Consider the following 12,702-nt stretch of genomic DNA (forward strand, 5'->3'; position numbering starts at 1 on the left):
ATCTTTTCATGAATCCAAAAAACCTTTCACAAGACATATAAGAAATACTTATTAAGAACTTTAGTTTTAATTGACATCATCTATGAAAAGAGCCTTCAGAAGTAGACGCCAGAGCGCATTACTTTTTTTCACAGGGATATTATGAATGGTAACGGAAGAAGTGATCAGAATTTGGCTAAAATGACTTAATTCTTCTTTTTTATCACATAAATCAAGGAAGAATATTCTTTGGAGAAGTAAGCACTAATATTTGACCATAGGCCAACAAAGAAAGCATTGATCAAATACAATTTGTTCCCCCTATACTTTTCTGACAATAGTGAAACATAAAACGAATCAAAAAGCATGGGGCGTATAGAAACTACTTCAAAACCATGCCTATCAAAAAGTCGAATAATAGATGTTTTTGAAAAATGCCATAAATGTCTGGGCACATCATAAGCAGCCCAATATTGTTTATAATGTTTGGCATCGTAAGATTTGTAATTCGGAACGGCAACTACAACTGTTCCCTTTTCTTCTAACAATGCTTCTATGTCCCCTATTCGTTTATTCAAATCTGGTAAATGCTCCAAAACATGCCAAAGTGTAATTACATCATACTTTTTTACTTTAAGTGATGTGATGTCTTCCTGAAGCTCTATTCCTTTTTCTACCGCCTTTGCTCTCGCTTTACCATTAGGTTCAATTCCCTCACCTTCAAAGCCCAGTGAATTGGCTTTTGCCAAAAAATCTCCGGTTCCTGCTCCGTAATCAAGCAGTTTTTTTGATTTATCTATTTGATTATCAATAAGTTGAATCTTTTTTTTAAGACTATACTGCTTTACTTTTTGATATAATCGGTCAGTAAAGGAAATTTTAGAATCCGTATGGGAGATATACAGCTCACTATCATAATAGGGATTGATATTCTTTGGTTTTGGATGCGTCACCAACATTTCCAAATCTGAGTCATAAAGTAGCTCAAAGGATTCTTGAGAGACTGAAAAATCTTTAGTTTTTAAATACGACTTCATTATAGTTGTGCGTGGAAATGTATTCCTGTTTAAGGTTTCGAAGATACGCCAAAACCACATCCCTTGAAATTGAACCCTCCTTTAAACAATCTTTTTCCGTGTTACTAAAAACTTCCATTGCTATATACCAATTTCCTATTCTAGAAGAATGCACATCTTCAAGCATTGGATCCATTTCAGTAGTTTGACTTATAATTCCATCAACAACCAAAGGGATTAAATTAATTGTCTTGGTTGGAATCTCAACCTCATAAAAAGAAAAATAATATCTATCATTCTTAATTGTGAATGGTACTTCTGTGTCCACGTAATAGTCCTCTAAATGAAATTTTGTGTTTATGTAATTATAAAACTCATCTGCATCTTTTGGGTCTTCAAAAACAAAAACTGTTTTCTTTGGAAGTCCTCGCTTAAATCTTTTGCCTTTAGTGATTTTGTAGTCTTTAATATTCGGAGCGATTCGTATTGGAATACATGAATAAAAAAAAATCACAAATACGGAAAGGAGCAAAATTTTCTTCATTGGTGGTTTAGTTTGATTCCTATATTGAATCAAATATTAAGCCAAAAAAGAAACTGAATAATTTGTTCCACGTGGAACAAATTATTCATTAATCTTCACTTCTACCTTTAACATTGTGCCTAATTTTGTTGCTTTTGTGGTGGCCTTTTCAAGTGAATTTGATCTAAAGACCGTAAAATGGTTGTTTTGATTGAACAAGCGAATTACATATTCTTTGTTTATTGAATGCTTTCCAATGGCGGCGACTGGACCCCATTCAGAGCCTTTTTTATAGGAAGCAGAAAAAACACTGATATAGTTTGGAGAAAAAGACGGTAAATTTTGTTTAAAAAGAGATAATCCAAATAATTTAAAGTGCTTGAAATTATTAAAGTTATTACACAACTCAAATGAAATTGAATACCCTAATAATACGACTCCTATAACCAACATGATGATGATTTGATTTGATTTGGCAACACCTTCATATATTAACGCTAGGGTTAATAGAAGTATAAAACCCCCTAAAATTTTGACAGTGATGGGTTTAGATTGTTTAAAAAAAAGCGATTGCTTCATCTACCCAAAAAAACTAAAAGCACACTAATGTCAGAAGGAGAAACACCGCTTATTCTTGAGGCTTGTGAAATTGTAACGGGGCGTATCGCTTCCAACTTTTCCCTTGCTTCATAAGACAATGATTTTAATTTGGAATAATCAAACCCTTCTGGAATTTTTACATTCTCCAACCTGTGAAGCTTATCCGCGTTGTTCTTTTCTTTTTCAATATAGCCTGAATACTTCACTTGGATTTCAGTTTGTTCTAATACTTCTGAATTGAACTTATTCTCTTCCACAAAACTGGAAACAGAGTCCAATTGAAGCATATGGTCCATGGTAACTTTGGGCCTGGAAAAAACTTTAAAAAGCTTATCGGACTGACGAACTTTTGAAGAAGAAACAGACTCTAAAATAGGGTTTATCTCTTCTGGAGAAAAACTTGTTTTTCTAAAAAAGCTTACAAAACTATCCGCTTCATTTTGTTTTTTCTCCATGCGTTCCATACGTTCTTTGTTTGCCAGCCCAACCTCAAAACTTTTGGGTGTCAAACGTAAATCTGCATTGTCTTGGCGAAGCAAAGTTCTATATTCGGCTCGAGAAGTGAACATTCGATAGGGCTCTTCCGTTCCCTTTGTAATCAAATCATCAACCAGAACGCCAATATAGGCCTCGTCCCTTTTCAAAATAAAGGGGTCTTTTTCATTAATCTTTAAATGCGCATTCATCCCCGCCATCAATCCTTGCGATGCTGCTTCTTCATATCCGGTAGTTCCGTTAATCTGACCTGCAAAATACAAGTTGTTGACCAACTTGGTTTCCAATGTATGTTTTAGTTGCGTTGGTGGGAAGTAATCATATTCTATCGCATATCCCGGTCTAAAGAATTTTACATTCTCAAAACCTTTAACTGACTTCAATGCTTTATACTGAACATCCTCTGGCAAAGAAGTGGAGAAACCATTTACATATACCTCAACTGTATGCCAACCTTCTGGTTCTACAAAAATCTGATGCGAATCCTTATCCGCAAAACGATTGATCTTGTCCTCAATAGACGGACAATATCTAGGCCCGATACTTTTAATTCTACCGTTGAACATCGGAGAACGGTCAAACCCTTCTCGTAACAAATCATGAACCAAGGCACTGGTATGTGTCATATGACAGTCCCGTTGTTCAGTTAAAACAGGGGTTTGCAAGTAGGAAAATTTTTCTGGGTTTTCGTCTCCGGGCTGAAGAATCATTTTAGAATAATCCAAAGAACGGCCATCAACCCTTGGTGGTGTTCCTGTCTTCATTCTTCCACTATCAAAACCGAAATCAGTCAGTTGTTCAGTAATCCCAGTAGCTGCTTTTTCACCTGCTCTTCCACCCCCAAATTGTTTCTCTCCTATATGAATAAGGCCATTCAAAAAAGTGCCATTAGTTAAAACAACTGCTTTAGATTTGACATCAATTCCTAACGATGTTCTAACTCCTACAATCTTATCTCCTTCGACCAATAAACCTGAAACCATCTCCTGGTAAAAATCCACTTTTGGGGTGTTCTCCAAAGCCAATCTCCACTCTTCAGCAAAACGCATTCTATCATTCTGCGCTCTTGGACTCCACATTGCAGGACCCTTAGATTTATTCAGCATCTTAAATTGAATGGCAGACTTGTCCGTAATAATCCCACTATAACCTCCGAGTGCATCAATCTCACGAACTATTTGTCCCTTTGCAATTCCGCCCATGGCAGGATTACAGGACATTTGTCCAATAGTCTGAAGGTTCATCGTAACCAGCAAAGTCTTAGACCCCATATTGGCTGCCGCGGCTGCCGCCTCAGCTCCGGCATGACCTCCACCAACTACAATTACATCATATTCTTTTTCAAACATATCTAATGTTCCACGTGGAACAATTTAATTTTTTCCGCTTCCTTCGCTCTCATTACACTCCTCTCGTCCTCACTCTTATCCTTAAAGCCCATAAGGTGCAACAACCCATGACTCATAACCCTCAAGAGCTCATCTTCTCTACTTGCTTTGTAGGTCTCTGCATTATCCATTACTCTTTCTGTTGAGATAAAAATATCCCCAGAAAGTGTTTTCTCATTTGAATAATCAAAGGTTATAATATCTGTAAAAGTGTCGTGATTTAAATACTTCTGATTGATGTTCAACAAATACGAATCTGAGCAAAAAACATAGTCCAATTGTCCCACTGAAAAACTCTCAGTTTCAACAACTCTAGTAATCCAATCGGAATATTTGGTTTTGTCCTCTAAAACGAATTCTGATTCAAAATGGAACTCAATCATTCTTAAAATAAACCTTAACCTTCTTTTCGTAATTTTGCCGCAAAGGTAGTGCTTGTCTATTTAATATTTCAATGTCGTTCTGGTATTCCCTTAGTAGCTCCGGTTTCGTAGTTATGGGGTTCGTAAATCTATTCAGGTTTGTATTACTTTCACGCTCCTTTTTCTTACCTTGTTTTAGTGTGGCATTTTCCAACTTTAATAGTTCATGTTGAATCGTATTAACCTTGTTCCTTGTGCGCTGTGTGATACCATTCTCCAATAAGTCATTTTCAAAATCCTCCATTTGCCTAATCATCTTTTTAGCCAAATTTCTATCAGCTTCATTGATTAAATCTTTCAACTGTTTTTCTAATTGCTGACGGATATACTGCTGTTCTTTGTAGATTTCATATATCTCACTTAAGCCCATTTCTCCATCGCCACCTTGGCCGCCTTCTCCGTTTTCACCACCATTCTCACCTTGGCCGCCTTCTTTGCCTTCTCCTTCACCGTCCTTACCTTGACTGCCTTTTTCTCCATCTTTACCTGAGCCCTCTTTCTCCCCTTCCCCGGGTTTTCCATCGCCATTTTCTCCTTCTTCTCCTTCACTATTCTTTCCCTGTTGACCTGACTTTCCCATCTTCTCTTGAACTCCTTGCTGTCCCTTGATAATATCTGGAAGTTGAAAATCTGCACCTCCCTGTCCGCTTCCTTGGCCAGGTTTCATGTTTTGTTGCATGTTATCCAAGATATTGGCCAAGATGTCCGCCAAAGCATTGGTAGCGTTCACCACGTATTGTTGGTAAGAGGCCCCTTGAAATATTTGGTTTTCGGCAATGCTTTCTAATGACTTGTCAATGTTGTAATACACTTCGGTAATCTGTTCATTCACAAACTCTGATAATTCCGCTCTTCTAAGAGACAATGCAAACAGGCTATCGTCAACGTGCTCAAATAACCTACGCAGTTCCTTTTGGTCCCTTACAGTTCTTGAAAATTGTGAAATATCCACATCTGCGCTTTCAATATTCTCTAACAACTTCTCTTGCTTAAAGGAAAAAGTTACCAGATTATCCAGTATCTGTCTCAACATCTCAGCATCCTCAGTAATTGAAGATCCTCCGCCTCCCATAGAACTTTGTTGTAGCGATTTACTCATCTCTTTCATCTTCTGGGCAGCAGATTTTTGTTTTTGTTCCGCTTTACTCTTTGCGGATTTACTCTTTTCTCCTTCGGATTTCTCCTGTTCTTCTTTACTCTTGTTTAATTCTTCCAATGCCATTTGTTGGTCTTCTTTTACGCCCTCCTTATCCTTCTCCTGAACATTTAAGCTCATTGGTTTTTTTAAATTTTCATTATCCTTCTTCAACTCATCCAATTCCTTTGCCAACTTCTCAAAATCTTCATTTAACTTTTGTTGTTCCTTTTCTTCATTTGAAATATCATTCTCCTTCTCCGACAATTCCTCTTGCTCTTTAGAAAGCTCCTCCAACTCTTTGGACAGTTGCGCCATTTTCTCGGTTACATAATATCGTTTAGTGAGTTCCAAAATCTGCTCTAAATTTCGGGCGCTAGAGCTTTGCTTCTTTCCAAGTTCGTCCAGTTTTTTCTTTAATTCTTCCTTATCAATCTTATCTGCTAATTTGTTCAATTCTTCAAGCAACTTTTCATTCTTTTTAGCTTCCAGTTCTTGTCGTTCAAGTCGTTCCTGTAGCATCTTCTTTCGTTCATCTGAGCTATCCTCTTTATTTAAACTTTCCTTTAGTTGCTGGCTGAATTTCTCCATCAACTCTTCTTGTTGCTCTTGCTTTTTAAGAAAATCCTTTATCTCATTTTTATCATCAAAGTTCAAAGTCTTTTCCTCCTTTTGCTTATCATTGATTTTGGAAAGTGTCTCTTGTTGTTCCTTATACTTTTCCAAAGACTTATCCATTTTGTTCAAAATGCTATTTTGAAATTCTAACTCTTTGTTTTTCAGTTGATTATCATCAAAAAGGGAGGTGTTGAATGTCTTGCTTTTCGTTACCTTTCCACTCCTAAGTCCATCATTATCAACAACTTCGAAATACAATTTATAGTTTCTTCCTTTTTCCAAAGTGAAACCAGAAGGAAACGTATAATAAAACTGATGCACATTGTTGTTTGGAGATTGCAGAAGCACTCTTTGTATATCCTGATTATCGTCTGCTGGATAACAAACAGCGCGTATCTTACTTACCTTATAATCATCCGCAGTTTGACCCGTATAAAAAGACTGATTTTGGTTGATTGAGTCCAACACTTGCTCAGCCTCAATAGATGGATATGCATCCTTGATAACCTCCAATTGATAACCTAGCTTTTCATAGTCTTTTACATTCTCATTAGAAGTGCTCAATTCATACCTTAAATCATTGTATACCCTTTCTCTATATGCAAATACATTATTCTCCTTGTCAAACGCAATTAGCGTATCGTTGGCCGCTATCTCAATCGCATCCACAAACTTCCCTTTAATATTCCATGCTACTTGAGTGCCCTCTGGAATAACGGCATTTCCGGTTCCCTTAATAACTTCTGATGTCCGTTGCGTGTATTTTGGGTAATTCAATCGCATTTCAAAGTCCAGCAAGGACGGCGTTCTAAAACTTCGTATGGAATAGCTTTTGGAGTTCCATCCATTTGCCATTAAATAAAAATTGCTCTCACTAACCGGTGGCTCAAACGTATGGGTATAAACGCCATCAAGGTTTTTTAGCAATAACTCTTCTCCGTTCATCACCATAAAAACATTTTCCGGTTTTACATCGCCAGTTGTGATTACCCGAACAGTCAATGGTTCATTATCCAGAACCTCTAACTTTTGATTCAGTAATTGAAATGCAAAAGGTGCGGGTTGCTCATAGGCCAAATCATAATTCACCACTCTTTTATATGAATTGAAAAAAGAAGCAATGTTCCCAGACAGCCATATGAACCCAAGAATTAGAATGGGAATGACAACATATTTTGCGTATTTGAAACTCTCCTTAAAGTCTATAGCCTTTGCAAATGAAACTTGACTCAAATCTTCGCTTCGCTGCTCAATACTCGCCATTAAAAGTTCTGAAGTAGATTTGTTTTCTGCCAGTTCCAACAAATTATAAAGCTTATCATCTATCAGCGGAAAATGCCTGCCTATGAGCAGCGATGCCTCTTTGTTCGATATCCCTTTTCGAACCCTAAAAAGAAAAAACAAGGGAACCAAGATAAACTTATAGAGCAGGAACAACTCCACCAAAATAAAGACCAGAAAAAGCACAAGACGCCAATCTTGATTTAACCAAAGCACATATTCCAAGGACATTACCCCCAACAAAAAGAGTAACCCAATTGCCAAAAACAATAAGATGCCTTTGATCAATTGCTTGGTATAATACTTCTTGGTAAACTCGTTGAGCTTGCTAAGTATCTTGTAATAACTATTCAAAATCCATGTTATTTACTACCAAGATACCTGATAGCACCGAATACTCCTGAAAACTTTTTGTTAAAACACATCCCGTCAACTGTTTTCTAGTGCTAGACCAAATAGTATCTTTGTGCTCTATTTAAAATCGCATGAGTCAAAAAGTACGGGTTCGTTTTGCGCCCAGCCCAACCGGGCCATTACATATTGGAGGTGTACGCACCGCTTTGTTCAATTATTTGTTTGCCAAAAAACATGGTGGTGATTTTGTCCTCCGAATAGAGGATACAGATCAAAACCGTTATGTGGAAGGTGCCGAAGCGTATATTGTGGAAGCCTTAAACTGGTGCGGTATTCCTTTTGATGAAGGGCCCACTTCGGCTCCGCTCAGTGCAGGCTCCAAAGAAGGAAGCTTTGGCCCGTACCGACAAAGTGAGCGTAAACACATGTACAAGGAATATGCCTTACAGCTTATTGAAAAAGGGCATGCCTATTATGCGTTTGACACTTCGGAGCGATTAGATTTTCACCGAAAAGATCATGAAGAAAAGGGCAAGACCTTTATCTATAATTGGCACAACCGATTAAAGCTTTCCAATTCCCTTTCATTGACCGCTAAAGAGGTGCAGGAGAAACTGAATTCTGGAGAAGATTATGTAATCCGTTTTAAGTCTCCACAAGACCAAGAATTGGTTTTGCAGGATATCATCCGTGGGGAAATTAAAATAGACACGAATATTCTTGACGATAAAATCCTATTCAAAAGTGATGGTATGCCTACTTATCATTTAGCAAATATTGTAGATGACCATTTAATGGAAATAACCCATGTGATTCGTGGTGAAGAGTGGCTTCCTTCTTTAGCGCTTCATCAATTATTATATAATGCTTTTGAATGGGAAGCTCCGGCATTTGCACATCTTCCACTTATTATGAAGCCTGTCGGTAAAGGAAAATTGAGCAAGCGCGATGGTGAAAAAGGAGGGTTTCCGGTCTTTCCATTGTCTTGGAACGAATCTCAGGGCTATCGGGAAGCGGGATATTTTCCAGAGGCTGTTGTCAACTTTTTGGCACTTTTGGGATGGAACCCTGGAACGGAACAAGAACTGTTTAGTTTAGAGGAATTGATTGAAGCTTTTAGCTTGGAACGTGTGAACAAATCTGGCGCACGCTTTGATCCTGAAAAAACGAAATGGTACAATCATCAATACCTACAAAAGAAAAGCGACAAAGAACTTGCGGCCTTGTTTGCTCCAATTATCGCTGTCAGGTCGAGCGCAGTCGAGACCTCTTTTGACGGGGATTATATTGAAAAGGTTGTCTCTTTAATAAAAGAGCGAGCCGATTTTGTCTCTGATTTTTGGGAACTGGGCAATTACTTCTTTGAAGCGCCTACATCGTACAACGAAAAAGCGGTTAAAAAACAGTGGAAGGAAGATACGCCTCAGTTGATGCAAAAAGTGGCTGAAATTTTGGAGGCCACTGAAGATTTTAGCTCTGAAACTGTTGAAACCCATGTAAAAGCATGGATTACGGATACTGAACTTTCCTTTGGAAAAGTGATGGGGCCGTTGCGGCTTATTATTGTTGGGGAGCTAAAAGGCCCCCATATTTTTGATATTCTTGCTCTTATTGGAAAAGAGGAAAGTATGGGGAGGATAAAAAGGGCTTTGGAGGTTTTGGGTTAATTACCCTTTTTTATTCCAATCCGCTTTTTAATTCCTTCCAAGATGTCTCAATATTACCGTATTTTAATGATGGGTGAGTTTGCAAAATTGAAAACTCACTCTCAGGATAGTTCCATGAAGAATTGAATCTTACCAATAACTTTAACGCCAATAAGGGTTCAAAAGATTTTGACTTCAATCGTGAATTAGTCATAGTAAAATATCTCAATCCACTTATTTGTTTGATAAATTCTAGACTATCTATCTTTTGAGGCGTCCAAATACTTCCGTCAATTCCAAGTCCAATTAACTGAGTAAGTTTACCTATACATCTAAAGTCAGAAATTTTATTTAGTTGCTCCATATGAAGTGTTTTTAAACTTGGCAAGGAAGAAAGCATACCAATATCGTTGATTTGAGATGAGCTGCCCAAATGTAGGTGCTTTAATTTTTTCAGATTAATTAATTCGTCTATACTTTTTATCCCACTCCATTTTATCCAAAGTCCTTCCAAGTTAGGCATATTACATATCGCATTAAAAATCTTTTGATTCACTCTTGATGGCAGCCATAAATATTTTACTTTATCCAACTCTGGTAATTTCGAGCACCACTTATCCACTAATTTATTTTGTTGATAAGCACTCCTATCCGAAAGCTGTGTTATAAATAAACTTAACTTATCTGAATCATTATATTCCTCAATATCAGTAATTGAGTCCTGATTTATTCTATTAAATTGAGTTGTGTTCCAAAAACCTTGTTTTATGAATTCTTCTGTCATTCCCATAGGTTGTTTTAAAAAAAATAATCTGCTCCCGGAAAGTTAAGAAAATTCCAATACCTTGCTTCAGGTTTTCATTTTGGTTCTTTTATAGATAATCCAGGCTTCCAATTGACGTGTATGTAACAAAACTTGATTATTGACTACCTATATCTTACAGAGTTTTGTACTTTAACTTTTTAACTTAAAATCTATATCCTATGGGCAACTTTCTTCTTATTCCTTTAATATTCGTTGGGCTTGTTATCTTGTTTTCCTCCTTCTTTACCGTGAAACAACAAACTGCGGCCATCATAGAGCGTTTTGGCCGTTTTAACAGCATTCGCCAATCTGGTCTACAAATGAAAATACCTTTGATTGATAGAATTGTAGCCCGCGTCGGCTTAAAAATTCAGCAATTGGATGTTATCGTAGAAACCAAAACTTTGGATGATGTTTTTGTAAAATTGAAGGTCTCGGTTCAGTATGTGGTTATCAAATCAAAAGTTTACGAGGCGTTCTATAAACTGGAATATCCACATGATCAAATCACTTCTTATGTTTTTGATGTGGTCCGTGCCGAGGTTCCAAAAATGAAATTGGATGATGTCTTTGTAAAAAAAGATGATATCGCCATCGCTGTAAAATCAGAATTGCAAGATGCCATGTTGGAATATGGGTATGACATCATCAAAACATTGGTTACCGATATAGACCCAGATGCTCAGGTAAAAGAAGCCATGAACCGAATCAATGCTTCAGAACGTGAAAAAATTGCAGCGCAATTTGAAGGGGATGCTGCAAGAATCCTAATTGTAGAAAAAGCAAAAGCTGAGGCGGAAAGCAAACGTTTACAAGGACAGGGTATTGCCGATCAGCGTCGGGAAATTGCACGTGGTCTAGAAGAATCTGTTGAGGTTTTGAACAAGGTTGGAATCAATTCGCAAGAAGCGTCTGCTTTAATTGTAGTGACCCAACATTATGATACCCTGCAATCTATTGGTGAGGAAACCAATACCAATCTGATTCTTTTACCAAATTCTCCACAGGCAGGTAGTGACATGTTAAATAATATGGTTGCCTCATTTACGGCTAGCAATATGATTGGGGAATCCATGAAAAAGACAAACGTTCCAAAACCGAAAAAGTAAACACTTCACTTTTAAATACAAAGGGGCCAAATGGCCCCTTTTTTCTTTTTGTTTAAAAATACTGTCCTATTCCAAACACAATTCCGTTGGTAGATTCGTTGGAAATTCCAACGCCATAATCCAACCGAAAGACCGCATTAAAGATTCGTTTGTGAATCAATCGAAATCCCAGTCCGGAATATAATCTGGTGGACGAGCCATCAAACAACTGTCCAAAATCCTCCCCTGGAGTTCGCCATGAGCCTGCATCTATAAATGCGTTTCCCTGGACTACAAACCATCCTTTTTCATACAGCGTCTGTCTGTACTCCGTGTTTAGGACCAATGCAGCTGTTCCTCTATCTACTGTATTTCCCACACCCCTAATGTTCAATTGATTGTCCAAAGTAAAGGGTGCAAAAGGAGAATCTTCATTTCCAAAAGCCGCCGCAAACCGAAGTCTATTTGCCCAATTTCCTCTTGCTCCTATTTTTCTATAGTGAATCAAATCATTTCGAATAGATAAAAAATCGCCCAAAAACTGGGTGCCAAGTTCATCTCCACTTAAAAAGCTTATGTATTGTGTAGTAAATTCATTTATGGTACCATCAAAATATTGATAGTCAATATCTAAATCCACATATCGGTACTGTCCCCTATAGATCAGTTTGTCTGCTTCCAAAGCAAGAGGCCTTCCAGCTAAAGGTTCATCCCCTATAAAATCATAACGCTCTTTTACAAAAGAAGCTCCAAGTTCTGCCTCATTCTTAAAATCGAATGAAAAGAGCAAACTTCCTTCCACACTTCTTGAGTTAAAACGATAGTCTTTCACCCCTTCTTCAAAAAAAACCGGTTCTTGCGAGGTATTGTCCTGATAGTTGAATCCTACACCCAATTTATCACTGAATAAAAAGGGATGTTCCCAAAACACACCATATGAATTGAAGACATCTCTTTCATAAAAACCACCTATAAGTTGATTGTTCCCAAACAGATTAAACTCGAACGCAGATACCCTAAATGCAAATTCTCCATTGTTCGCTGTTGAGATTCGCAACCCAGGAATAATGGTGAAATTTTCTTCTATTTGATAAACAAGCGTTTTTTCATCACCTATGCCATAAATACTGTCTTTTGCATTTGCTATTCCCGGCAATCGTTTTAAACGTTCAATATCTTGTTTGACCAAAACAGAATCATAAACAGTATTTGGTCTAACTTTTACCAATCTTCTTAAAAAAGATTCTTTGGTGCGTTTAAGTCCTTCAAATTCTAATTTGGTTATTTTCTGATTTTGCGCAAATCCTAATGTGGTGCAAAACAGGAGGCAAAGTAAAAATAGCTTTTTCACA

10 protein-coding genes are annotated in these 12,702 nt (G+C 37.3%); 2 read left to right on the forward strand and 8 right to left on the reverse strand.

What is annotated here, in order from left to right:
• Positions 1 to 185 precede the first annotated feature (185 nt).
• The 6 genes from AAY42_RS12595 to AAY42_RS12620 form a co-directional block, all read right to left on the reverse strand.
• Positions 186 to 1,016, reverse strand: a complete 831-nt coding sequence (locus AAY42_RS12595; RefSeq protein WP_055395744.1) for a class I SAM-dependent methyltransferase — start codon at positions 1,014 to 1,016, stop codon at positions 186 to 188.
• Complete coding sequence (locus AAY42_RS12600) at positions 994 to 1,539, reverse strand: hypothetical protein (RefSeq protein WP_055395746.1); 546 nt, start codon at positions 1,537 to 1,539, stop codon at positions 994 to 996. The genes AAY42_RS12595 and AAY42_RS12600 overlap by 23 nt, the downstream gene beginning before the upstream one ends.
• Positions 1,540 to 1,620: 81 nt before the next feature.
• A complete protein-coding gene (locus AAY42_RS12605) occupies positions 1,621 to 2,097 on the reverse strand; it encodes a hypothetical protein (protein ID WP_055395748.1) in 477 nt (158 codons plus the stop codon).
• Positions 2,094 to 3,962, reverse strand: a complete 1,869-nt coding sequence (gene mnmG, locus AAY42_RS12610) for a tRNA uridine-5-carboxymethylaminomethyl(34) synthesis enzyme MnmG (RefSeq protein WP_055395750.1) — start codon at positions 3,960 to 3,962, stop codon at positions 2,094 to 2,096. The genes AAY42_RS12605 and mnmG overlap by 4 nt, the downstream gene beginning before the upstream one ends.
• A gap of 2 nt (positions 3,963 to 3,964) precedes the next feature.
• On the reverse strand, positions 3,965 to 4,384 hold the full coding sequence (ybeY, locus tag AAY42_RS12615; protein ID WP_055395752.1) for an rRNA maturation RNase YbeY: 420 nt from the start codon (positions 4,382 to 4,384) through the stop codon (positions 3,965 to 3,967).
• Positions 4,377 to 7,811 (reverse strand): DUF4175 family protein, encoded by a 3,435-nt coding sequence (locus AAY42_RS12620; RefSeq protein ID WP_055395754.1) that lies wholly within the window; start codon positions 7,809 to 7,811, stop codon positions 4,377 to 4,379. Before AAY42_RS12620 ends, ybeY begins: the two co-directional genes overlap by 8 nt.
• A 131-nt stretch (positions 7,812 to 7,942) precedes the next feature.
• On the opposite strand from AAY42_RS12620, the gene gltX reads away from it, so the two are divergent.
• Positions 7,943 to 9,478, forward strand: a complete 1,536-nt coding sequence (gene gltX, locus AAY42_RS12625) for a glutamate--tRNA ligase (RefSeq protein ID WP_055395756.1) — start codon at positions 7,943 to 7,945, stop codon at positions 9,476 to 9,478.
• 10 nt (positions 9,479 to 9,488) lie between these two features.
• Here the strand turns inward: gltX and AAY42_RS12630 are convergent, their stop codons facing one another.
• Complete coding sequence (locus tag AAY42_RS12630) at positions 9,489 to 10,241, reverse strand: leucine-rich repeat domain-containing protein (RefSeq protein ID WP_139063732.1); 753 nt, start codon at positions 10,239 to 10,241, stop codon at positions 9,489 to 9,491.
• A 200-nt stretch (positions 10,242 to 10,441) separates the two neighbouring features.
• Between AAY42_RS12630 and AAY42_RS12635 the strand changes: the two genes are divergently transcribed.
• Positions 10,442 to 11,371 carry an SPFH domain-containing protein gene (locus AAY42_RS12635; protein ID WP_055395760.1) on the forward strand — a complete coding sequence of 310 codons (930 nt, stop codon included), beginning with the start codon at positions 10,442 to 10,444 and terminating at the stop codon, positions 11,369 to 11,371.
• A 52-nt stretch (positions 11,372 to 11,423) separates the two neighbouring features.
• On the opposite strand, the gene AAY42_RS12640 is transcribed toward AAY42_RS12635, so the two are convergent.
• Complete coding sequence (locus tag AAY42_RS12640; protein WP_055395762.1) at positions 11,424 to 12,701, reverse strand: POTRA domain-containing protein; 1,278 nt, start codon at positions 12,699 to 12,701, stop codon at positions 11,424 to 11,426.
• Between the last annotated feature and the right edge of the window lies 1 nt (position 12,702).

The organism is Flagellimonas eckloniae, from assembly GCF_001413955.1.
GTDB classification, from domain to species: Bacteria; Bacteroidota; Bacteroidia; order Flavobacteriales; family Flavobacteriaceae; genus Flagellimonas; species Flagellimonas eckloniae.